22 protein-coding genes and 1 other RNA gene are annotated in these 22,858 nt (G+C 38.3%); 9 read left to right on the top strand and 14 right to left on the bottom strand.

The genetic code is table 11. The features are described 5' to 3' along the window. Positions 1–87: 87 nt before the first annotated feature. The 5 genes from M3166_RS14400 to M3166_RS14380 all read right to left on the bottom strand — a co-directional run bounded on the left by M3166_RS14400 (position 88) and on the right by M3166_RS14380 (position 5,437). Complete coding sequence (locus M3166_RS14400) at positions 88–2,103, bottom strand: TRAP transporter permease (RefSeq protein ID WP_251690561.1); 2,016 nt, start codon at positions 2,101–2,103, stop codon at positions 88–90. Beyond that, positions 2,096–2,455, bottom strand: coding sequence for a DUF1850 domain-containing protein (locus M3166_RS14395; RefSeq protein ID WP_251690560.1), 360 nt, complete (start codon positions 2,453–2,455; stop codon positions 2,096–2,098). The genes M3166_RS14400 and M3166_RS14395 overlap by 8 nt, the downstream gene beginning before the upstream one ends. 230 nt (positions 2,456–2,685) lie before the next feature. Beyond that, positions 2,686–3,720: a TAXI family TRAP transporter solute-binding subunit gene (locus M3166_RS14390; protein WP_251690559.1), complete on the bottom strand. Its 1,035-nt coding sequence runs from the start codon at positions 3,718–3,720 to the stop codon at positions 2,686–2,688. 348 nt (positions 3,721–4,068) lie between these two features. Continuing rightward, positions 4,069–4,608: a superoxide dismutase family protein gene (locus M3166_RS14385; RefSeq protein ID WP_251690558.1), complete on the bottom strand. Its 540-nt coding sequence runs from the start codon at positions 4,606–4,608 to the stop codon at positions 4,069–4,071. Positions 4,609–4,693: 85 nt separating this feature from the next. Beyond that, positions 4,694–5,437, bottom strand: a complete 744-nt coding sequence (locus tag M3166_RS14380) for a LysM peptidoglycan-binding and 3D domain-containing protein (protein WP_251690557.1) — start codon at positions 5,435–5,437, stop codon at positions 4,694–4,696. A 305-nt stretch (positions 5,438–5,742) separates the two neighbouring features. On the opposite strand from M3166_RS14380, the gene M3166_RS14375 reads away from it, so the two are divergent. From M3166_RS14375 to M3166_RS14350, 6 genes are all read left to right on the top strand, one after another. After that, positions 5,743–5,931: a YjfB family protein gene (locus M3166_RS14375; protein WP_079523864.1), complete on the top strand. Its 189-nt coding sequence runs from the start codon at positions 5,743–5,745 to the stop codon at positions 5,929–5,931. A gap of 362 nt (positions 5,932–6,293) precedes the next feature. Next, positions 6,294–6,938 carry a YfbR-like 5'-deoxynucleotidase gene (locus M3166_RS14370; protein ID WP_251690556.1) on the top strand — a complete coding sequence of 215 codons (645 nt, stop codon included), beginning with the start codon at positions 6,294–6,296 and terminating at the stop codon, positions 6,936–6,938. Between the two features lie 158 nt (positions 6,939–7,096). Continuing rightward, positions 7,097–7,288: non-coding RNA, 6S RNA (gene ssrS / locus M3166_RS14365), on the top strand. Positions 7,289–7,527: 239 nt separating this feature from the next. After that, positions 7,528–9,003, top strand: coding sequence for a spore germination protein (locus tag M3166_RS14360; protein ID WP_251690555.1), 1,476 nt, complete (start codon positions 7,528–7,530; stop codon positions 9,001–9,003). Between the two features lie 4 nt (positions 9,004–9,007). Continuing rightward, positions 9,008–10,120, top strand: coding sequence for a GerAB/ArcD/ProY family transporter (locus M3166_RS14355; protein ID WP_251690554.1), 1,113 nt, complete (start codon positions 9,008–9,010; stop codon positions 10,118–10,120). 50 nt (positions 10,121–10,170) lie between these two features. Next, complete coding sequence (locus tag M3166_RS14350) at positions 10,171–11,220, top strand: Ger(x)C family spore germination protein (RefSeq protein WP_251690553.1); 1,050 nt, start codon at positions 10,171–10,173, stop codon at positions 11,218–11,220. 284 nt (positions 11,221–11,504) lie between these two features. Here the strand turns inward: M3166_RS14350 and M3166_RS14345 are convergent, their stop codons facing one another. Genes M3166_RS14345 through M3166_RS14315 form a run of 7 tightly spaced genes read right to left on the bottom strand, consistent with a single transcriptional unit; the run spans position 11,505 to position 18,163 of the window. Then, entirely contained in the window at positions 11,505–12,107 is a 603-nt protein-coding gene (locus M3166_RS14345) for a malonate decarboxylase holo-ACP synthase (protein ID WP_251690552.1), read from the bottom strand. Then, positions 12,098–13,786: a biotin-independent malonate decarboxylase subunit beta gene (locus M3166_RS14340; RefSeq protein ID WP_251690551.1), complete on the bottom strand. Its 1,689-nt coding sequence runs from the start codon at positions 13,784–13,786 to the stop codon at positions 12,098–12,100. Before M3166_RS14340 ends, M3166_RS14345 begins: the two co-directional genes overlap by 10 nt. Next, positions 13,779–14,075, bottom strand: a complete 297-nt coding sequence (locus M3166_RS14335) for a malonate decarboxylase subunit delta (protein WP_079523867.1) — start codon at positions 14,073–14,075, stop codon at positions 13,779–13,781. Before M3166_RS14335 ends, M3166_RS14340 begins: the two co-directional genes overlap by 8 nt. After that, entirely contained in the window at positions 14,029–14,898 is an 870-nt protein-coding gene (locus M3166_RS14330) for a triphosphoribosyl-dephospho-CoA synthase (RefSeq protein WP_251690550.1), read from the bottom strand. The genes M3166_RS14335 and M3166_RS14330 overlap by 47 nt, the downstream gene beginning before the upstream one ends. 12 nt (positions 14,899–14,910) lie before the next feature. Then, positions 14,911–16,560: a malonate decarboxylase subunit alpha gene (mdcA, locus tag M3166_RS14325; protein ID WP_251690549.1), complete on the bottom strand. Its 1,650-nt coding sequence runs from the start codon at positions 16,558–16,560 to the stop codon at positions 14,911–14,913. A 2-nt stretch (positions 16,561–16,562) separates the two neighbouring features. After that, positions 16,563–17,489 (bottom strand): ACP S-malonyltransferase, encoded by a 927-nt coding sequence (locus M3166_RS14320; protein WP_251690548.1) that lies wholly within the window; start codon positions 17,487–17,489, stop codon positions 16,563–16,565. 23 nt (positions 17,490–17,512) lie between these two features. Then, the gene (locus tag M3166_RS14315; protein ID WP_251690547.1) at positions 17,513–18,163 is read right to left on the bottom strand and encodes a GntR family transcriptional regulator; all 651 of its coding nucleotides are present in this window, start codon (positions 18,161–18,163) and stop codon (positions 17,513–17,515) included. 192 nt (positions 18,164–18,355) lie between these two features. Here M3166_RS14315 and madL point away from each other — a divergent pair, with 192 nt between their 5' ends. The 3 genes from madL (at position 18,356) to M3166_RS14300 (ending at position 20,723) form a co-directional block, all read left to right on the top strand. Next, a complete protein-coding gene (madL, locus tag M3166_RS14310; RefSeq protein WP_251690546.1) occupies positions 18,356–18,763 on the top strand; it encodes a malonate transporter subunit MadL in 408 nt (135 codons plus the stop codon). 1 nt (position 18,764) lies between these two features. After that, on the top strand, positions 18,765–19,526 hold the full coding sequence (gene madM, locus M3166_RS14305) for a malonate transporter subunit MadM (protein WP_251690545.1): 762 nt from the start codon (positions 18,765–18,767) through the stop codon (positions 19,524–19,526). Between the two features lie 258 nt (positions 19,527–19,784). Further along, on the top strand, positions 19,785–20,723 hold the full coding sequence (locus M3166_RS14300) for a carbohydrate kinase family protein (RefSeq protein WP_251690544.1): 939 nt from the start codon (positions 19,785–19,787) through the stop codon (positions 20,721–20,723). A gap of 52 nt (positions 20,724–20,775) precedes the next feature. On the opposite strand, the gene M3166_RS14295 is transcribed toward M3166_RS14300, so the two are convergent. Together M3166_RS14295 and M3166_RS14290 are read right to left on the bottom strand one after the other, a co-directional pair. Then, positions 20,776–22,149, bottom strand: a complete 1,374-nt coding sequence (locus tag M3166_RS14295) for a sensor histidine kinase (RefSeq protein WP_251690543.1) — start codon at positions 22,147–22,149, stop codon at positions 20,776–20,778. Continuing rightward, positions 22,146–22,814 carry a response regulator transcription factor gene (locus M3166_RS14290; protein ID WP_251690542.1) on the bottom strand — a complete coding sequence of 223 codons (669 nt, stop codon included), beginning with the start codon at positions 22,812–22,814 and terminating at the stop codon, positions 22,146–22,148. The genes M3166_RS14295 and M3166_RS14290 overlap by 4 nt, the downstream gene beginning before the upstream one ends. Positions 22,815–22,858: the final 44 nt, after the last annotated feature.

Below are 22,858 nucleotides of genomic sequence, written 5' to 3'. Positions count from 1 at the left end.
ATGCACTTAATGCATAAAAAGTATTAAATCTATCTATTTTCGAGATAAATAGAAAAGCGCCTGAAATAAATTTCAGACGCCTCACTTTTATGAAATGGCCACTTTGGAACCGTTTCCTTTATTTCTAGTAATATATTGAATCACGAACATAACTCCAAATACAATAAGTCCAATTGTATCCGACAGTGATTCAGGGTAAATCATTGCTAAACCTGCACCCAATAAAATAATACGTTCAATCCAGCTTACAGGGCGGTACCAGTAGCCAATAATTCCGACACCTATTGCAATCATACCCATAATCGCAGTGAACACTACCCATAAAATTTGCCAGATCGTTACATCAATCATAAGCAGTGCCGGTGAGAAGACAATCATGTACGGAATAATGAATGCCGCGATGGCAAGCTTCGCGGAGTTCACACCAGTACGAATCGGATCTCCTCCAGAAATACCGGATGCTGCAAAGGCGGCGAGCGCAACAGGCGGTGTAATATCCGCAATAATACCGAAATAGAACACGAAGAAGTGCGCTGATAAAACTACAATCAGTGGAGCTGCACTTGCCGCTACGTCCGGCGCTAGTAAGGCAATGATTGCTGGTGCAGCAATCGTTGATGTAATAACATAGTTTGCCGTTGTCGGTGCACCCATACCTAAAATTAACGAAGCAATCATTACAAAGAATAACGTAAGGATAATACTGCCTCCTGCTAATTTTACTAAGCTGTTTGCAAGAGACAGCCCTAATCCTGTCTTTACAACAACACCTACAATAATACCCGCACAAGCTGTTGCAGCAGCAACTGCTAATGCCGAGCGTGCACCCTCAACCATTCCATCGATAATTTCTTTAAAGCCGAATTTCACGTCAGGATTAATGAACCCGACAACTATACAAGAAATAATTCCGTAAAGCGCCGCGTGAATTACCGGTACACCTGACATCATTAGAATGATAATCAGTACAATCGGAATAAGTAGATAAATTTTCTTGAATACTTTAGAACGATCTGGCATTTCTTCATCTTTTAAGCCACGTAATCCTAAACGCTTTGCTTCAAAGTGTGTCATGATCCAAATACCTGTAAAGTATAGAACTGCCGGAATAGCCGCAGCCTTGGCAATATCCCAATATGTGACACCACGACCGATAAACTCAACCATTAAGAACGCAGCAGCACCCATGATTGGCGGCATTAACTGTCCACCTGTAGATGCCGATGCCTCTACAGCACCAGCAAAGTTTTTGTTGTAGCCGAGACGTTTCATCATCGGAATCGTATATGAACCTGAAGTTACTACGTTTGCTACAGAACTTCCTGAAATTGTACCTTGCAGTGCAGATGAGAAAATTGCAACTTTTGCAGGACCACCTGTTAATTTTCCGGCAATCGCAATCGCTAAGTCATTAAAGTATTCCCCTACCCCTGTTTTTACAAGGAACGCGCCGAATAATAGGAACGCAAAAATAAATGTAGAAGATACTGCTAATGGTGTCCCTAAAATCCCGTCTGTCGAGAAGAACATTAAGTTCACAATACTATCCAAACTTTGACCTCGGTGTGCCATAAAGTCCGGCATATACTGACCATAAAATGCGTAAAGTAAAAACAGCCCGGCAATAATAGTGATTGGTAAACCGACCGCTCTACGGGCACCTTCCAATACGATAATTACTGCCAGTATTCCGATATAGAAATCCATTGTTTGTAGTTGACCTAAACTTTGAACGAGCCGGTCATAATTGATTACCCAATAACTCCCTACAATAATAGCAATAACAGCTAAAATATAGTCATAAAACGGAATTGTCCGTTTTGATAGCTTACGGCTTGCTGGGAAGAGTAAAAACACAAACGTCAAAGCAAATCCAATGTGAACCGTACGCTGAATTTGTGCAGGAAACTGTCCGAAAATTGCTGTGTAAACTTGGAAAAGTGTAAATGCAAGTAAACCAAAATAGATGAAATGCTTCATGAAATTTTGCGGGTTACGCTGATTTGATTCCAAATCATATTTTTCAAGTAATTCTTGCTGCTGTTCCAAAGTAAGTGATTCGTGTAAAGCTTCTGTATCTACCGCCACTTTCTTCTCAGTCATCTAATTCGACTCCTTTCAATTTGTCATATAAAGACAATTTTTGAATCGTTACCATATAGGATTTCCCTCGTACTAAATGCTTTTTTAAAGGAATGATTTTCCCTCTATGCTGAAGATTTAATTTATAGTCGACATTCCCGATATGTAACGTAAAATTTTCTAATTTTGCATCATTGTACTGAAGTGTATAGACCCCATCTTCATATTGTAGTGTCTGCCCTTCTTCAGCATGCCCTGGCATCCCTATTGCCACATCCGTATACTCCATTGCAAGCAGCTGAAGTTCATTTGTAGGCAGCACTTTATAACTCTCTGTTACATCCGTTAAATGTATGGAATGAGTAAAAATCATCTGAAACTCATTTTCATCCTTCAACGGCAAAAAATGTTGAACAGGCTTCTGAACTCTTGTCTCTGTAAAAGTTATGCTCCGTTCAAAAGGAATAAACCAAACAATAACACTAAGAAAAACCAGGATGATAAAAATCCATTTTTTCATTTGAATGATCACTCGCTTAAATAAAAAATACAACAAAGGCCTCTGAAGCTATTTTTGCGACAGAGGCCCTTTGATTTTCCTAATTACTTCACTTCATCAAAGTATCTTTGTGCACCTGGGTGTACGTCAATACCGATTCCGTCTAAGCCTGTTTCAGCTTTAATAAATTCGCCTTTAGCGTGACCAATTTTATCTGTATTATCATAGATTGCTTTTGTCATTGCATACACTAAATCTTCTGGCAGGTCTTTATTTACTGCTAACATTGCACCTACAGAAACAGCAGGAACTTCTGCTTCTAAACCGTATGTGCCAGCAGGAATATTATCCACAGCATAGTACGGGTACTTCTCGATTAACTCTGCCGCTTTGTCTGCTTCAACTGGAATGATGTGCACCCCATTTGTTGCATTTAAAGCTTCAACAGCACCAGTTGGGTAACCAGCTGTAATAAATGCTGCATCAATTTGACCTGATTGAATACCGTCAGTAGATTCACCGAAGTCTAAGTTTTGTGCTTGAATATCATCTTTAATTGATAATCCGTGGATTTCCAATAATTGCTCAGCGTTTGCATAAGTACCAGAACCTGGTGCACCTACAGAAACTTTTTTACCTTTTAAATCTGCAAATGTTTTAATGCCTGAATCAGCTAATGTTACTAATTGAACTGTTTCCGGATATAAAGCGCCTAATGCAACTACAGAGTCAATTTTTTGCCCTTCGAACATTAAAGTTCCTTGAGTTGCATAGTAAGCGATATCTGTTTGAACGAACGCAACTTCACCGTCACCTGCAGCTAAAGCTGTCATGTTTGCTGCAGAAGCTTGTGATACCTCAGCAGTTGTTTTTACCCCTGTATCCGTTGTAATTAAATCCGCAAAAGTTCCTCCTAATGGATAGTAAGTCCCTTGCGTACCACCTGTTAAGATACTTAAAAACCTAACATCTCCGAAATCTGCCTTTTCAGAGCCAGAATCCGTTTTGTCAGTACCTGTAGATGTTTCAGTACCAGTTGAAGTTGATGTTTCAGCATCATCATCCCCACCACATGCAGCCAGGACTAAAATGAATGCACTTAGTACTAATAAGAAAAGCATATTTTTAGATTTGAACATGAAATTATCCCCCTTTTTACCTTATTATAGAATTTATTTTACATACACAAATATTCAAAAGTCAATTAATATCTTAAAAATCTAATTATTCAGTATTCAGTAATATTCTATTATAAGCATAAAAGTGCTATAGAATGATGTTTTTCACTAACTATTCTCTATCCCAAAATTAATTTTCTCTATCAATTCATGTAATGTTATGCATAAAAAATGAATAAAATTATTTTTCTAATATATGATATTTTTCACCTGATTTACACCTCTCTTTCCAATTTATCGCTTAAGGCAAAAAAAATACCCTTTCTCTCTTTTGGAGAAAATGGTATTTTTCGTGTTTTACATTTGTTATTATTCGACTACTCCACAAACAATACGCGCACCTGAATTTCCTGACGGATCTGTTTTGTAATCATCCGCTTTTTCATGAATGACAACTGCGGTGCCATCTGCATCAAACAGCGAATTTTCTTTTCCTTTTTCAAGTGTAAAATCAGCTGTCACAAAATTCAACTCAACTTTACCAGCTTCATCAGCAGTAATATTCGGTAAATCCCCTAAATGCGGACCTTCTGGGTTATTCACGCCATGCTGCTTTTTCATAGGGTTGAAATGAGCTCCTGCCGATTCAAAGCTAGGTGGTTCACACTTCCCTACTTCATGCAGATGGATTCCATGATCACCCGGCGGTAAACTATTTAATACAGCAGTCAGTTCGACTCCTTTAGACGATTCTTTAAATAAAACTTCACCAACTAGATTGTTTTTTGTATCATACATCTGCGCCTTTGCAGATAATGTTTCCGGTGCACTTACCGGAACTGTTTCCTTTTGAAATAAACTGCATCCGCTTAATAATAGTACAAATACGAATAAGCAAATTACTCGCACACTATCCCCTCCTTGCAGCTAGTATTTCAATAAAGAGGGCTGAATATACAAAAAGCCACCCAAAATTGAGTGGCTTCTTTTCTTATTAGTCTAAAATTTTAACTTGTACTGTACGGCGACCCCATTCATAGGCGTTACCTAGGTCTGGAATAAATACATCAATTTTATTGCCTTTAATTGCTCCGCCTGTGTCAGCTGCAACAGCTTCCCCATATCCTTCAACCCAAACTTTTGTCCCTAACGGAATGACACGCGGGTCTACTGCAATTACTTTTAAATTTGGATTGGCACGTAAATCCGTACCATTTGCAGTTGTTCCTGAACATCCTTCACAATAGGCTGTATATGCTGTCGCTTCAACAGTCAACGTTCTTCCTGTATCAGGAGCTGCACTTGTTGTTGTTTTTGCCTCTGTACCGCCTGTAGCGCTTTTCACTTCACTCTTGGCGTATTCCTGTTGAGGTCCGGATACTGTGATAGAGTCACCCGGGTAAATTAAGTCTGAATTGATATTGTTCCATTTCTGCAGCTGGTCAACTGTAGCATCATGGGCCAATGCAATATGGAATAATGTATCCCCTGGTGCAATCGTATATACTTTCTCATCATGACCGCCAATTTTTAATGTATCTCCTACAAAAATTGTATTACTCGTTAAATTATTCAATTCCTTTATCTCATCAACTGACGTTTGAAATTGTTTACTAATTTTATAAAGTGTATCTTCAGGTTGGATCGTATAAGTATCTGCAGAAGCTTGAGATGCAAATAGCCCCCCTGTAGCGAATACTCCTGCTAATAGAACTGCCATTAATTTTTTCTTTGTCAAATTTCTGTCCCTCCATATTTTTCAAATAAATTTTAGTTGTTTTTTACTCTCCTATAACCTTACAGCAACTACATTGCAACACGATGACGCGGATATGAACCCTGCATTACAAGCACATTGCAGAGCTTTTGGATAATTATTACTAAATTTGAAGCGATTTATACATAGATTTACCATTTTTTTGCGGAGGGACAGGAAAAGAGCGAAAAATAATTGGGAATCCATTTTCAGACTTATTACAAATCCCCTTGTTCCTTTAATAATTCTTTCTATTTTGACGATATAATTGAAAAGGAGGGATTACTATGGAATTAAATGCCATTATGTCAGCTCAGCTAGCATCACTGCAGCAAACTGTGCAGATGAGTATTTTAGACAAGGCAATGAATACCGGCGCGGCAACTGCTGTTCAAATGATCGAAGCAATGCCCCAACCGCAAGCAACTCCAGCACCCCACCCTTATAAAGGACAAACGATTGACGTCCAGGTTTAGTATTAAAAAAGAGAGGACGCTCACGCATATGGTGAGCGTCCTTTCTGTTTTTAAAATTTAGTTAGGCCTGGCGTCAGACGAGGATATTAGAACATTTTTTTGCTTATTAGAAATTAGGAACCTGTTATTAGCACTTCGGAATCACATATTCGAAATGCTAGGAGACATTTTAGGAATTCTACATACTATATTAGATAATCCAACTTTTATTAGACAATTGAACCAAGTTTTTTAGAAGTTTTTTCATCTTATTAGAAATGATAATGCTTATGTAAACGCTGCGTTAAATTTTGGTTAAACACTTTTAAAAAAACATTTTTGGGGTATAACTAATAGTACACTGTTGCTATAAAGGAAAAGGAGTGATTATTATAGGTATCCATACATTTTTTACAAGTTTAAATGATTTGGAGCGCATCATCCGTTGCCCGGGTCGCTTTAAATTCGAAGAACATAATGTGGCAGCACACTCGTGGAAAGTTTCCCAATACGCCATGTTCTTTGCAACATTGGAGGAACGTGCAGGCAGTCAAATAGATTGGAAATCACTATACGAAAAAACGATTAATCATGACTTTGCAGAAGTATTTATTGGAGATATTAAAACGCCTGTCAAACATGCAAGTGTCGAACTAAAGCAAATGCTTTCACATGTCGAAGAGAAAATGATGGAGAAATTTATCCGGGAAGAAATTCCACATGATTTACAGGATGTATTTTTTGAGCGTATGAAAGAAGGCAAAGACGAGACAATTGAAGGACGACTGCTTGAGTTTGCAGACAAGCTGGATCAGTTTTACGAGTCATTTGCAGAACTGAAGCGCGGGAATACAGACAAAGAGTTTGTTCATATGTATGAAACAGCACTAAGCAAGTTACTGTTGATTGATCTTCCAGTATCTGTAGACTATTTCCGCAACGAAATTTTATCTGATGTTGTGACGGAAAAGACGGTCATCGATATAGCACTTTTAACGGAAAACATTTTACAACAGCATACTGAATAATAACAGAAGGCTTCCGATTAATAAGGAAGGCTTTTTTATTTTGGAAATAAATCCATCTTTTTATTTCTGAAAATCTTTAATAAATCCATTCAAATCATTTGACTTTTTTTAAAAAACATACTTTATTGCATTCCGATTTAACTTACTATAAGATATCAATAAGGCTACGTTGTACGTACGAATATTAAGTTTTAACCTTTATACTTATACAGGGAGTTTTACATCGATGTTGGAATGGCGTGCCTGGACTCTTTTGACTCCAGGATAGACAGGATAGCATTTGCGAACACCCACTTTGAGGAGTGGTGGTTTAAAACTTTCTATAATAACTACGGCAATGTGGCTGCTTACATAACAGCCTATGATAGCAACATTTATAGCACTTCTGACGAATTAAGTCAGAGGTGCTTTTTTGTGCAGAAATATGCGTTGGTGTTAAAAAAGATGGCCTATCTATTATGGATTGTCTTTGTTCCTCTTGGGTTGTTACTCCTCTACGAGTTATGTATATTTTAAAATTAAAAAGCTAATAATGTGTATAGATAAGGAATATTTAAGTACGACTAGAGATTAGAGGGGTGGGATGTACATGTTTTGGAAAAAAAAACAAATTGAAAGTAAGCTTGTTACTCAATCAATAACTGAATCAGAATTATCGATAGAAGCTCTGAAAAAAAGCCTCGTTCAAATGGATGATGCAGAATTTGTGGAAATTGACATTTCCGATATTCGAAAAATTTATCTTGTTTACATACGAACTCTCATTGATCAAGAAAAATTAAATGAAAGCATTATAAAACCTTTAACTAATTGTTCCAAACCGTCTATTCAAGATTGCATTGTGAATTCCTCAATTATTCACATTCCTATTTTTATAGAGGCAAAAAAACAGTTGTTTTCAGGGTCGATTTTGTTATTTGATTCTTCGCAAAACCTTTGGTTAGCTGTGCCATTAAAAAATCCTCTTGGACGTGCCATTGAAACTTCCGAAACAGAAACCATCCTGTTCGGAGCAAAGGACAGCTTTAGTGAACAAGTAGAACAAAATATTACGCTTATTCGAAGACGACTTCCCATACATGAACTGAAAGCAGAGAAGTTTACAGTCGGTTCTATGAGTGAGACAAGTGTTGTTTTAATGTACATAGAGGGGCTGACTAATCCAGATTTTGTTTCAACAGTCAAAGAGAAGATTTCTGAAATTAATTTTGATCTCTTCTTTGACTCTTCTCAAGTTGCGGCATTCATGGAGGAACATCAACACAGTATTTTTCCTCAGTTTCAGCAAACTGACCGGCCTGATGTAGTTGCTTATTCTCTAGGATTAGGAAAAATCACCCTTCTGGTAGATAATACACCATTTGCTCTTGTTGCACCCATTACTTTTTTCCATTTGTTCCAATCACCCGAGGACTATATTAATCGATGGGTAGTTGCCAGTTTTTTGCGCATCATCCGATATGTCAGTTTTGTTCTGTCAATCACATTGATTCCTTTCTATGTGGCATTGACAACTCATCACTATCAAATGATTCCTTTACAAACCCTTCTGGTCTTGGTCGACTCAAGGAGCAAGCTTCCTTTCACTCCTTTTTGGGAAGCATTTATCATGTTAATTTTTATTGAAATCATAAGAGAAGCAAGTTTAAGGATGCCTACAAAAACAGGTCAAACACTTGGGGTTATTGGTGGTATTGTAGTTGGTCAAGCGGCTGTTGAGGCTGGATTCGCTAGCAACGTATTAATTGTCATGGTTGGGATCTCGACGATAGCTGCCTTTCTTATTCCCAATTACCTTATGACAAAAGCAAATTCATTAATGCAATTGATGCTTCTTGTTTTTTCTTCTTTATTTGGGTTAATGGGGATTGCACTAGGAATTATTGCTATTTTAGCCCATCTTAATAGCTTGTCTTCAATCAAGCAACCCTATTTTTCACCAGTTTCCCCTTTCTTTAGAAAGGATTGGATTGACTTATTCATTCGAGGACCCTTAGTCAAAATGTTGGAACGTCCAGAGCATCTTAAACCTCTAAAACTGAAGAGATATAAAACTAGGAGGTGACTTGATGGAAACCCACCAATTATTTAAAAAGAATGTAACCTATAATGGGCTCTATGCCATGTTGTTGGTAAATCGCCTCCAAATGCTATACTTTTTTCTTATTATGCCAAATATCTTGATCCATCCATATATGATTTGGGTGCTTATAGCTGTCGGGATATTATCCCAACTAAACCTTCTTCTTTTATCTAAGTGGCTTTCATCCCGATTATCTAGCAATGGATATGATGGATTTGTCCAATTGTTTGGAAAAAAACTGGTACGGTTTCTCTCTTTCATCGGATTGTTCTTTATTCTGCTTAAACTTTCCGTCATAACCTTAGGATTCAGCGAAATTGTTCAAACATTTATGCTTCCATCAACAGATACAAATTTTCTTGTCTTTTTTATATTGTTGTTCTGTTTTTATGTCGCAGCTAAGGGCATTGAACATACCATTCGTTTTGTGTTAATTTCTTTTTTCAGTACATTTTGGATGATTATATTTTTCGTTTTTTTCTTCTTTCCTCCAATAGCTCAACTTAGTGATTTGTATCCACTTATTCCAATGGAGTGGAAAGTAGAAAATTGGAAGGCTTTTTTTTTAATTTTGTCTTCCTATTCTGGTCCGGAATTTCTGGTATTTTTGGGACCATGGCTTAAAACAAACAATAAAACCTTTCGCTATTTGTCATACGGTAACGCGCTCACCGTTGTAGAGTATGTATTCCTATTTATAGCATCCCTACTTTATTTCGGTTCTAATTATTTAAGTAAAAGTCAATATCCAATTATTAATATGGCCCGTTATTTTCAAAACCCAGTGTTTGAACGAATTGATATGATCATGCTTTCCTTTGAATTATTTAACTTAGTTTTTGCGGTTTCCCTATTTCTACTATTGTTTTATGGAGCATCTAAAATAGCTTTTGGTAAAATGAGCAAGCCGTCCAGTGGAAAAGGTTTATTCTTCAGTGTATTCCTTATTTTTATCGGAATGGTTCTTTTGAATGAATTATTTTGGAAACCGTGGGAGAAGCAGAACTTTTTACTTAATCTTCAAATTATTGTTGGAAGCATAAGCTATTTTCTTGTTCCACTTGTTATTGTTTTAGTAATGAAAAAAAAGGGGTGTTAAAAAACATGTGTCTATATAAAAAGATATGTAAAAGATTGATACTCCTTTTTATGACATTTTGGTTAGCTGGCTGTGCCCCTTTTACCGAAAATAACCTTATTGAAGAGATTTCTCCCATTACTTTTTTGTCAATTAGTAAGGGGGATAATGGGAAATTAAAAGTCAGTACAATTTTGCCTTCTCTAAGTAAAAAAAATAAGAATGTTATGTCGCAAGAAGTCAGCTTACTAAAGGAGGGAGTACAGAAGTACAACTTAAACTTCTACCAGGAAGTTAAATCCGGACAAATGCGGATGCTGTTAATTAGTGATGAACTTGCAAAAGAGGGGATTATGTCCATTATAAATGTAATATTGACTGATCCGGATATTCCTTTGAGAATCTATTTAGTTATCGTAAAAGGAAATTTCGAAAAATACTTAGAAAGTCAATTGGACAAAGATGAAAACTTTGATTACTCTTTTTATCGAATGCTGAAGCACTATGATGAAAAAAACCAAGGAGAATTAACTGTCATTAATCTTCATCAATTTAAGCATTTACTCTATACTCCTTATTCAGATCCTTTCTTGCCTGTATTCAAAATACAAGAGGATGGGGTCAACTATGAAGGTACAGCCTTGTTTCAAGATGACAAGCTAGTTGAAACGATTTCATCTTTAGATGATCGCATCTTCCAGCTAATAAACAACGATCACTACTTAAGCGTTTTACCGATTTCAGAATTAGAAGTTGTACTGGGTCATGTTAGATCTAAAATAATAGTAGATATGGATAGCAGCTATTCTACAATGACCTATACCGTGAATATAGACACTAGGATTGAGGAATACCGGGGAGAGAAGCAATTATTTGACCCAAAGGAGTTAGAAAATATGAAAAAAGATATCGAAACTCATCTTGAACAACAAACTCATGAACTATTTAAAAAGATGCAAGAATTGAAAGTGGATCCATTACAGCTTGGCGTACAAACAAAAAGACCATTCTCAAAACCAATGGAAGAAAAAAAATGGATCGAAATGTTTGAGGAGATGGACATTAAAATAAAATACAATATTAATATTGATCCTTTGACGGATGCAAATTCAAAAAGATAAAACCTTTAATTTTTCCTATTTAATGAAAAGTATGCTAATTATTTATGCTGTTAATTGCATTATATTAGTGACCCACCACCCCCACATTTGAGGAGTGGTGGTTTAAAACTTTCTATAATAACTACGGCAATGTGGCTTCTTACATAACAGCCTATAGCAGCAATGTTTACAAACACTTTCATTTAAATAGTGAAGGTGTTTTTTAATTAAAAATTTTCCGAAATCAAAATTCCCCATTGAATAACCGTTTGTTATTCAATGGGGAAAAATGCTTGAGACTGTCGCTACCCTTTATAAAGTAATGATTCTTTTTCAAACAGGATTGGACCAGTACTCGTTCTTACTATAAATGAAGAGTGTTCTAAATAATCGGCTAAAACAACTGCCCCAATGCCTAAAATCTCCACTTGGACATCAACACGGTGGGCACTTTTTTTCAGCTGTGAAAGAATAGGTTTCAACTGATCCAGCTCCTGTAACTTTTCACAGTACAAAATAATATCAATATCACTGTTTTCATGGCAGACGTTAATTCCCGTTGCCATTGAAAAACCAACACTTCCGCCAATCCCCCATTTAAAACCGTCCAATACCTTTTCAATATAAGTTAGTGATTGGACATGCGTCTCAGGATATGGATTCGCCAGAACATCAAACGGCCGAATTACACGTTTAATGTTCGATATCGTTGTAATCGCTGCAAATCGTTTCGACCGATTATTCCCACGAAAGCCTATCGCAACTTTCCCGTCCTCTACTTTCATCCGTCTCACAACAGCAACGCCTTTAGCCATTTCATCCTCATTCATCCAATCAGGATAATCACCGAAGTACTCGATTTGATCCTTGGACTTTAAATACACTAAATCATGTACAGTTAGTTCCATTGTTGCGTGATTTTTCCACGTACAGCAATCGATGCTTTACGACCATTTTCAACCGCTACTTTTGATTGAATTCGATTTGCTAACGTTCTATCTCCAGACTGAATTATATCTTCTTTTGCCATTACAATTGAATGAAGAACTTTTCGAACTTGTTCTTTAGATGGTTCGTCTGCGTTAATACCGTGGATCAACTCATGTAATGCGCCAAGCGTTTGGAATGAATGGACATCATACGCCATCGATGGAACAGATTTTGCGAATTCATCCAACTCTTCAACAGTACGCATTGTAACAAGCGCTGCTGATTTTTTGGACATTACATGTACTTGCACTTCTGAATCATCAAGCGAAATAATACGGTTACCTTGCATGCCGTGTGCTAAAAATGCTCCTGAAATCGCTTTACCTACAACACATGTGACGATCGGATGACCGCTTTGACGTGCATATGCATACGCTTCAACACTTGCTGCACATGCTAAGTAAATGCCGAATAATTCTTCATGATAGCCGAATGCCTGACCCGGAACATCGACAATAGGAACGATTAATCTTTTATCCGCTGAATCCTTATCTTCTTCAATTGCCTGACGTACATATTTTGCAACAGTCCACGCTTCCTGCAGACCAAACTCCCCATTGCTGGCACGGTAAAATTTATTTTCACTGTTTGGCACTACAGCAATGAAACGAGCTTTTTCTCCATTTAAATGGGCATCTGCCACTAAAACAGATGGCGTTTCTGAAATTGATGGTGCGTTATTTGTAAATGCATTAAACCACGTACGGCCTCTGCTTGAGTTTTCCCCGTCTGCAACCTTTGAATCTGCAGTTGCCAAGTCAGATCGGTTTCTTAAAATTTCCTGTGCTTCTTCAGGGCTGATCTTTTCCTCAAACTGCAAATGATTCAGCATATTTAAAAATGTATCGTACTCAGTTGTTCTGTGTTTGAAGTTGTTTTTTGTCCATAAGTCTTCCAGCGCATCTAAGTAATTGACAACATCATCTTCAACGATGGCATCCACTAAATTCGAATTGTAGCGCATTGATCCACCAATCATTTTCCAGATAAACGGCTTTTGTTTTGCATTTAGCTCTTGGATACCCGCTTCCTGCTGAACTACTTCAGGGCCATTCATGCCAAGTCGCCCTTCTCGTGTCATGATTAAAGCGGAACAAAGACCAGCTGTTAGCGACATTCCTCCGAAAGAACCGACTTTCCCCGGAATAATACCGATTACAGGTACATATTTTTTCAATGCAACAATTGCAGAACTAATTTCAGCAATTGAAAGCAACCCGTAGTTCGCTTCTTGCAGACGAACGCCGCCTGTATCGTAAATGATGACCGGATGGATCAGTTCCCCTGCTTCACATGACACAAATGCACGCTCTAAAGCACCTGCAAATTTTGCACCGGAAACTTCACCGATTCCTCCACCTTGGAAACTTCCTTCTATTGAAATAACTAATGAACGACGACCTCGAATTGTCCCTTGCATTATAATCATTCCGTCATCACTTTGCGGCACGATGTTTTGTGCTTCCAAATGAGGTGATTCAAAAAAGTCGAAAGGACCTAATATTTCATGTGCTGTTCCTTCATCTAATAGTAAAAGTGCACGTTCTCTTGCTTTACTTTCTACTATACTTACAGGTAATGTAATAGAATTATTCACCGAAAACCACCTCCGCCGCCTGTGCAAGTCGTATCGATACGACACCTGGTGTTGCACCGAAATCATTAATTTTGATTGAAGCCAATATATCCTGCTGAGAAACAAAACGCTCCACTACTTTTTGCCAAGTTTCAGCATAACCCGTAATTCCTGTACGAACTTCTACTTTTGTTTCCGAGCCTTCGATTGGCTGGATCAGTATTTCTAAATCCCCCGATCCTACAACCCCGATATGCGCTTGCTTAGTAACCGGACGATTTGCCTGAAACGTGTAATTCAACTTTTCCATGCTGTGCACCCCTTTTCAGTTTATCTGACATATTAATTACGAATAATGTGGCCGCCAACAAATCAGCCGATCCCCCTGGAGATAACCAGTGCTTAATATACAACTCATCTAGTTTCTTCATATTTGAAATTGAAAAGCTTGTTAGCAGTTTCTTCGCTTCCTGTTTCGCAAACTCCAATCCTTCAAGACCGCCTCGATGAAGTAAACACGTGTCGTTTAAATTTGCGATCAATACTAATAATGTAGTAAGTTTCGCATCTCTTAGCGACATCTTCTGAGCCGCCTGTAAAAACGCTGGCAAACTATACTTTTGGATATGCGGAAATGCCTGCTGCGCTTCTTCTCTGGCACCTGGAATCCCATAATTCTCTTTTACTTTGATCCCATTCGTTTTGGACTTTGGAATATATTGATCCGGAAGATTGGCCAGTTCTGCAGCATCATTAAATACTTGCGGAAAGAGTACCTTGCCCTGTCTTCTTGCTATTGCGGAGCAGAGTAAACCAATCGACCAGATCGCCCCTTTATGCGTATTACTATTTTCAGTAACCGCAAACATTTCCTTTTCGCCATTCCGTCCAATTGCGCCAAATTGTTCCCTTATTTCTACTGTTGGCTGTCGGTTGAAACTCAGCATTGCCATTTGATAAAACGTATTGTGCAATGAATGTGCTGAATTCTGCATTTTTGTTAAAGATAAATCATGATGCGCACCATTATTTTCTGTATCTACTAAACCAGGCTTTGGTGTTAATTGAACTTCTTCGATCAATGCTGCAACAGCCTCATCAGCAATCCGTTTACAAATCACATGCTGTTTCATCCCTTCAGCTCCTTACCAACTTTTGAATTTCGATGGTGGCTCATATAAACCGCCAGACCATTGAACAAGCTCATCAATATTTTTTGCTGCCAACAATGAACGATTCGCCTCACCGCGTAAAATATTTAAGTCTTCCGGCATTGCCACTAAACCGCGCTCGCGAAGTGATTTTGTACGCTTCACATCATTTTCCATCCCTAATGGTGTTACCCCTGCAATGGAAGCAATCATTTCTCTTCGTTCTGCCGGGCTATCTGTTTTATACAGGTAGGCAATCCCTTCTTCTGTCACAACATGTGTAATATCTTCGGCATAAATCATGACCGGTGCGACTGCCAGATTCGCCTGTTTCTTTACATCAATTGCGTCTAGACGTTCAACGAAGACTGGTGTGTTGGCATCCTGGAATGTTTCAGCTACTTGCACAACCAGCTTTTTCCCGCGAGCCAATTCATCCTGACTCGTCATCATGTTATACCAAGCTTCTGTTGAGTGACGGCGTCCGCCAGGATCATGTCCCATATTCGGTGCACCACCATAACCTGCAACGCGCCCTTTTGTTACCGTCGAAGAATTGCCATATGCATCCATTTGCAACGTCGATCCGATAAATAAGTCAACTGCATACTGACCTGCAAGCTGTGCCAACGTTCGATTTGAACGAAGACTGCCATCTTTACCTGTGAAGAAAATATCGCGACGTGCCTGCACATATTTTTCCATCCCTAGTTCACCGCCAAAACAGTGGACACTTTCTACCCAGCCAGTTTCAATCGCTGGAATTAGTGTCGGGTGCGGATTAAGAACCCAGTTTTTGCATATTTTCCCCTTCAAGCCTAATTGCTCACCATATGAAGGTAATAGCAGCTCGATTGCAGCTGTATTAAAACCAATCCCATGATTTAATGATTGAACGCCGTGTTTTTCATAAATACCGCGAATACACATCATCGCCTGTAAAATCTGAATATCTGTAATATGACGCGGGTCACGTGTAAATAACGGCTCAAGCTCATACGGTTCATCCGCTTCAACGATGAAATCGACCCAAGAACCCGGAATATCGACACGTGGCAGTTCATCTACAATTTCATTTACTTGAGAAATGACAATTCCATCACGGAAAGCTGCTGCTTCTACAATTGTCGGTGTTTCTTCCGTATTTGGTCCCGTATATAAGTTTCCGAAACGGTCTGCTTTATCAGCTGCAACTAACGCTACATTCGGAATTAAATCGATAAACAATCTTCCATAAAGCTCAACATATGTGTGCAGATCCCCTAAAATTAATCGGCCATCTTCTATCATTTGTGCGATACGTAAACTTTGAGGTCCCGCAAAACTTAAGTCGATTTTCTTAGCGATACCTTCCTCAAAAATATCTAAATGTTCCGGACGCGACACACTGGACATAATCATATGTAAATCATGTACACGCTCAGGATCGACCTTTACTAGAGCTTGTGATAAAAATGACGCCTGCTTTTGATTGTTACCTTCAAGAACAACCCGATCCCCCGGTTTAATAAGCAACTCAAGAACATCTACAATTTTCTCTGTAGGAATTGTTACACCGTTTACTAGATGCTCCACTTCCGCCAATCTCTTTTTCTTTCCTTCCAACCTTGTTGACCAAGAACGTTGCTGTTGAATTAATACCATATTTACACCCCTTCATTTTTTGCTAAATATAGACAATTATTAAATCCGTCCTTTTCGACACTGTAACTATCCGCCTCTTGAAATGCATTTTTGGCAAGTTTTTTTAACACATCCCCTGGCGACATTTCAATAAACTGACGTACTCCGTTTTCAAATAAAATCGAAGTTGCATCATGCCATCTGACGGGTAAAGCAATACTTTCAGCCAAATCCTGAACGATACGGGAAGACTGGCGAAGTACCCGTGCATTTCGGTTTGAAATCAACGGAAATTTCGGCCTTTGGAGCGTTATGTTCTCCATCTCCTTTGCCAATCGATCCTGAACCGGTAAAAACAATGGACAATGGGATGGTGTAGAAACATTCAGCATCTTTGCTGAACTTGCCCCTTTTCCTGACACGTAGTCCAATACATTTTGCATTGCTTCCTTATGACCTGATAAAGTCAATTGCTGCGGTGCATTACGATTGGATACATAGACCGGTTTTTCATCCGTATGGAATTTCTGTGTAATTTCTATAAGAGTTGATTCAGGCAATCCTACAATAACCGCCATTCCATACGCCTCATCCTGTAAAGATTCCATCAGTTCCCCACGAAGCGAAACTAAATTCAGGGCATCATTGAATGTTAGTACCTCGCTCGTCACCGCGGCGGCAAATGCACCTACCGAGTGACCTGCCAAATAATCTGGTTTTGCACCTTCATTTAGAAAGGTGCGCGCTGTTGCAACACCGGCTGCCAGCATTGTAATCTGGACGTTTTTTGTGCTCTTTAATTTTTCTGCTGTTGCAAGCAGCTTAATATCCGTTTTTAAAACATCCGAAGCTTCATCTAAAGTTTCTTTAATAGTAGGGTGTGTAGGAAGTGACTCTAAAAACCCGCCATATTGCGAACCTTGTCCCGGAAAAAGCCATGCCTGTTTCATCGTTAACTTCCCCTCCCTTTGCTTTATAATTGCTTATTCCGGACACTGAAAATTACATCTTCTGTATGCTTTCTTAAAATGGACTTCAGCTGATCCAAGTCATCATTCTTTAAGCATTCGTAAATACTTGTATGTTCTATAATCGATTTTTCGATAATTTCATTATTAGAAAAATGGATTACTTGAATTCGAAGTAACGGAAGTGCTATTTTACTGTACATATCATTTAGCACTAGGCTATTACTTAATTTGAATATGAGAAAGTGAAATTGATAGTTTAAGTGCGTATATTCTGTATAGCTTTTCGTTTTTGTCATCTTCGTTAGGACGGCTTTCATTTCTTTCAGTGTGCCTTTTTCTTTACTAGGATTTTCTATACGTTCGGCTGCCAGCATTTCCAAATGATTTCGCACATCCAGTAAATCTTTCATATCATCCAATGTGTAGCCCTTAATGAACGCCCCTTTTCGAGGTACACGTTCAATAATTCCTTCTGTAGCTAATAAATATATTGCTTCTCTTACAGGAGAGCGGCTCGTTTCATATTGTTCTGCATATATCGATTCAACGACTTGATCTCCCGGTCTTAACTCACCATTTAATACTTGTTCGAGCAAGTTATTGGCGATTCTAATCGATAAAGCATTGTCCAATGCTCTTTCAAAATAATTCAATTAAACCTTCTCCTTCTATAAGAACTTGGTCGACTGTATACAATCCATAATATATCTTTAAAACATAAATTTCAATCGTATTATCTACTTTTCTCTAAAAAAAATAATATTTTTCTTGATTATGTATATATTATTGTTTATTCTATATTCAGAATACAGTCGACTGTTCTAAACAATCAAAGGGGTGTAGTTATGGTTATATATGGTGTTGCCATTTTAGCTGGATGTTTCTTATTCGGGATGTTCTGTGGTGAATTAATCGGAACTTTAATGGGGATTGATTCAAATGTGGGTGGCGTAGGTATTGCGATGTTACTATTAATCGTAGTCGTTGATAAATTACAGAAGGATGGGAAAATCAGTCTGCCTGCTCAAAGTGGCTTGGCTTTCTGGAATGCAATGTATATCCCGATCGTTATCGCAATGGCAGCGAGTCAAAATGTATTAGGTGCATTAACTGGAGGTCCTCTAGCGATCATTGCAGGAATTGCAGTTGTTCTTATTAGTTGGTTAGTTGTTCCATTGTTAAGTGGGAAAAAGGCGAAAGAATCTGCCATTGAGTTCAATAAAAATCACCCAGCAACAGGGGAGGTAAACTAATATGTGGGAAGCTCTAAAAACTGCACTAGAATCTAATGGTTTAATTACCGGATTCGTTATTGTCGGAATTACTATGTATGTCGCTTACTTGATTTCAAATAAATTAACGAAGGGGCTTATTCATGGCTCGGCTATTGCGATTGTTCTCGGATTAGTATTAGCTTACTTCGGAGGAGTTTATAGTGACGGTACAAAAGGTTTAGCTGATATTTCAATTTTTGCTGGAATCGGTCTTTTAGGTGGCAGTATGCTTCGTGACTTCGCTATTGTAGCTACATCATTCGGAGCAAACTTTGACGAAATTAAAAAAGCAGGTATTCGCGGGATTTCATCACTGTTTATCGGTGTAGGATTATCGTTTGTAGTTGGTATTATTTTTGCACTTATTTTTGGTTATACAGATGCTGTAAGTCTTGCTACAATCGGTGCAGGAACAGTTACTTATATTGTTGGTCCAGTAACGGGAGCTGCATTAGGTGCAAGTTCAGAAGTTATTGCAATCAGTATTGCAGCAGGGTTAGTAAAATCGGTATTAGTAATGGTAGGTACACCGTTTATTGCACGATTCATTGGTTTAAACAATCCATTAACAGCAATGGTTTACGGTGGTTTAATGGGTACTACTTCCGGTGTTACGGGAGGATTAGCTGCAACGGATGTACGATTGGTCCCGTATGGCGCCGTTACAGCTACTTTCTACACAGGATTAGGCTGCTTACTTTGCCCTACCCTGTTATTCATCTTAACAGATATGATTTGGTAAGTTAATCATTCATTCTCGATATATAAGGTGCAATTTCATATTTTCAAAAAGGTGTCACATTTTTCTCTATAACATTCCCCCAGAATTTTATAAGATAAATCCACCTTCTGAAAGTTGAAATTACAATTAGTAGATAAAACGTGAGTAATGTACTCACGTTTTTTGTTGTACTTTTATTAACTCATAGGGTAAATATTTTTAATTCTAGTAATTTTATGCCAATATTTAGTGAAACACATATATTTGGAGGAAACGGCTATGAAAAAAATTCTTTGCATTGGCGAATTGCTCATCGATTTTTTTACAACTCATACGGAAGTATCCATTATAGAAGCGAAAACGTTTGAAAAACAGGCAGGCGGTGCTCCGGCAAATGTAGCCGCAACTATTGCGATGCTTGGAGGACAGGCTCATTTTTGCGGAAAAGTGGGCGAAGATGCATTTGGTCACTTTTTAAAACAAACGTTGGAGCAAGCAGGTGTTCATACAAATCACTTGATAATGGATCCTTCTGCACCCACTACTTTGGCCTTTGTTTCAAGACAGAAAGATGGTGAGCGGGATTTTATCTTTAATCGTGGTGCCGACAAGTTGCTCAGTGTTGAAGATTTGGATCTGCAACAACTCATGACAATGAATTTGATTCATTTCGGCTCTGCCACTGCCCTTTTAAGCGAACCTTTCAGTAAAACTTACGAACAGTTAATGCAAACTTTGCACCTGCAAAACCATTTTATTTCATTTGATCCAAACTACCGGGCAGACTTATGGAAGGGTGATTCTGATTTATTCATTCATAAATGCGAACCTTTCGTTGAAGCAGCAAATTTCATTAAGATGAGTGATGAGGAACTGTTACTATTCGCAAGGACAGAAAACTTCGAACAGGCAATCGAATGGCTTACAAAGTTTAATGAAAAGACAATCGCCATTACACAAGGCGCTTCCGGTACAATGCTTATTCAAAACGGGCAAATTACAACCGTTCCTGCATTTCCCGTAAACTCCATCGATACAACCGGTGCAGGTGATGCTTTTGTCGGTGCCGTTTTGTATCAGTTAAGTAAATTTAAAGACACAAATCTCTCGTTTAATGAATGGGTAACCGTTATCGAATTTGCCAACCGTGCTGCATCAAAAGTATGCGAAAAAGTCGGTGCAATTGAAGCCCTATCTGCATTAAAAGAACTTCAATAATAAAACGAGCGCGTTAAAAGTTACATTCCACTTTTAACGCGCCCTTCTTCTATTAATGAACATTTAAAACAACTGTCACTTTAGTTCCCTTTCCAAGCTCACTATCAATAGTAAACTGGCCCGCATGCCGGTTAACGATTTCTGTTACAATCGCCAAACCCAACCCGCTGCTTTGACTCGAGCGTGAAGGGTCAACCCGGTAAAATCGTTCTTTCACCTTTTCAAGTGATTGTTCAGGAATACCGATCCCGTTATCTTTTATCGTTACAAAAATCTGATTGTCCTTTTTACTGCATGTTACTATAATTTTTCCTTTATCCTCACTGTAGCGAATGGCATTTGACAGCAAATTATCCCAAACTTGCTCCATTAACTGTTCATCAGCAAAAACTTCAACCTGTTCCAGCTCGTATACAAGCTCCATCTGCTTATCGTCCAGTTTCCATCGCTTTGAAAACAGCCGTTCTTTCAACTGTTTATCTAACGAATAAGTCTTTTTTTCAACCGGTAAATTCTTCTGGTCAAGCGAGCTTAGTAAAAGCAGTTGCTTTGTCAATGCCGAAAGACGCTTCGTTTCCAGCTCAATAATCTCCAAATATTGCACACGTTCTTCTTCCGTATTGTCAGCGTCCTTAAGTACATTTGCGTAGCCTTGAATATTGAGCAACGGCGATTGAAAGTCGTGCGATACATTATTGATGAAGTCTTTCTTAATCTGATCATTTTCTGCAAGGCGATTGGCCATCTTTTGAAACTGTGTTGCAAGCTGACCTAGCTCATCATTACGATCAATCGTTAATTGAATATCATAATTTTCAAGAGCGATTTGCTTTGTCGCCTGCTGCAATTGTTTTAATGGCCTTACAAGCTGACGGGCAAGCAAAATCATCGTCAATAAAATAACTAAAGCAGTAATAATAATGAAACTAACGATCAACAAATGCATTTCAGAAAACAGTGTGGCATTTTCCTGACGAATAAAAAATGCATAGCTTTCATCATTAAGTTGAAACGACACACCGATTGTATTTCGAATATCATTCGCGAAATGATTCATAAAGTAGGAAGATCCGTTATAATCCCGAATGCCGTGATACACTTCATCCGTACCGACGATGCCTACCATCTCAGGCGTGAGCTTTGTTTTTTTAAACTCACTTCCATATGAAATTAAATTACCATCAGGATAAATAACCCCTATTTGGTAGCCAAGCTTTGCAATGGACTCAAAGTAGGCATCTGCACTTTCTTTAGGCATTGATTTTAAAATTTGCTGTACTTCCTGGGCTACCCCATAATTTTTGGCATCTGTATCAGGTCGTATTTGCGATTTATATATTTGTCCGATTAACAACATCGACATCGTAATACTTATAATAATTACAGCCAATGTCACGATAATATATTGCCTGTATAATGTTTTCATTTTAATTCCTCTATTTTATAGCCGATTCCGCGTACGGTTTGAATTTTCACCTGTGCATTCACTTCTTCCAACCTGCTGCGCAGACGCTTAATATGTGTTGTCAGTGTAAAATCATCCCCGTCATAATCATAACCCCATACTTGTTCCATTAGCTGGTCTCGTGTAAATACGACTTCCGGTCTGGAACATAAAATGCCTAATAGCTCAAACTCTTTTAAAGGCAATAATGATACTTGCTCCCCTACTTTTACTTCATACGTTTGCCGGTCAATGAGCATATTGGCAATCTTTATTTGACTTCGTTCAACCTTTTGAAAGCGCCGTAAAATCGCGCGCACTCTAAACAACAATTCTTTCGGTTCGAAAGGCTTCACCATATAGTCATCCGCCCCTGCCAAAAATCCTCTTTCCTTATCATCGAGTGTCGTTTTGGCAGTTAGCATCAATACAGGTACACCGATTTCAGCGAGATTTTTCGTCAAGCTTATGCCATCCATTTTCGGCATCATTACATCGACAATCGCCAAATCGACCGGCTCCTGCTGCAATATATTTAACGCTTCCATGCCATCACTCGCAAACAGCGCTTCGAACCCCTCTTTTTTCAAATGGATGCCGATTAGTTTCCGTATAAATGCATCATCATCTACAACTAATATCCGCATTGAATCACCGCCTTTAATAATTGAAGTTCTATTTCATGTATATT

Origin of the sequence: Solibacillus isronensis, assembly GCF_023715405.1 — a bacterium.
Classification (GTDB): Bacteria; Bacillota; Bacilli; order Bacillales_A; family Planococcaceae; genus Solibacillus; species Solibacillus isronensis_B.
This window is presented reverse-complemented; position numbering and strand designations above follow the sequence as displayed.

What these genes read in the sequence shown, in the direction of transcription:
- M3166_RS14320 (WP_251690548.1), bottom strand. Translation starts at nt 17,489, where the DNA reads ATGAAACAGGCATGGCTTTTTCCGGGACAAGGTTCGCAATATGGCGGG.
- M3166_RS14295 (WP_251690543.1), bottom strand. Translation starts at nt 22,149, where the DNA reads ATGAAAACATTATACAGGCAATATATTATCGTGACATTGGCTGTAATT.
- M3166_RS14300 (WP_251690544.1), top strand. Translation starts at nt 19,785, where the DNA reads ATGAAAAAAATTCTTTGCATTGGCGAATTGCTCATCGATTTTTTTACA.
- M3166_RS14375 (WP_079523864.1), top strand. Translation starts at nt 5,743, where the DNA reads ATGGAATTAAATGCCATTATGTCAGCTCAGCTAGCATCACTGCAGCAA.
- M3166_RS14335 (WP_079523867.1), bottom strand. Translation starts at nt 14,075, where the DNA reads ATGGAAAAGTTGAATTACACGTTTCAGGCAAATCGTCCGGTTACTAAG.
- M3166_RS14345 (WP_251690552.1), bottom strand. Translation starts at nt 12,107, where the DNA reads ATGGAACTAACTGTACATGATTTAGTGTATTTAAAGTCCAAGGATCAA.
- M3166_RS14290 (WP_251690542.1), bottom strand. Translation starts at nt 22,814, where the DNA reads ATGCGGATATTAGTTGTAGATGATGATGCATTTATACGGAAACTAATC.
- M3166_RS14360 (WP_251690555.1), top strand. Translation starts at nt 7,528, where the DNA reads ATGTTTTGGAAAAAAAAACAAATTGAAAGTAAGCTTGTTACTCAATCA.
- M3166_RS14330 (WP_251690550.1), bottom strand. Translation starts at nt 14,898, where the DNA reads ATGAAACAGCATGTGATTTGTAAACGGATTGCTGATGAGGCTGTTGCA.
- M3166_RS14395 (WP_251690560.1), bottom strand. Translation starts at nt 2,455, where the DNA reads ATGATTTTTACTCATTCCATACATTTAACGGATGTAACAGAGAGTTAT.
- M3166_RS14400 (WP_251690561.1), bottom strand. Translation starts at nt 2,103, where the DNA reads ATGACTGAGAAGAAAGTGGCGGTAGATACAGAAGCTTTACACGAATCA.
- M3166_RS14350 (WP_251690553.1), top strand. Translation starts at nt 10,171, where the DNA reads ATGACATTTTGGTTAGCTGGCTGTGCCCCTTTTACCGAAAATAACCTT.
- mdcA (WP_251690549.1), bottom strand. Translation starts at nt 16,560, where the DNA reads ATGGTATTAATTCAACAGCAACGTTCTTGGTCAACAAGGTTGGAAGGA.
- M3166_RS14390 (WP_251690559.1), bottom strand. Translation starts at nt 3,720, where the DNA reads ATGTTCAAATCTAAAAATATGCTTTTCTTATTAGTACTAAGTGCATTC.
- M3166_RS14355 (WP_251690554.1), top strand. Translation starts at nt 9,008, where the DNA reads ATGGAAACCCACCAATTATTTAAAAAGAATGTAACCTATAATGGGCTC.
- madL (WP_251690546.1), top strand. Translation starts at nt 18,356, where the DNA reads ATGGTTATATATGGTGTTGCCATTTTAGCTGGATGTTTCTTATTCGGG.
- madM (WP_251690545.1), top strand. Translation starts at nt 18,765, where the DNA reads ATGTGGGAAGCTCTAAAAACTGCACTAGAATCTAATGGTTTAATTACC.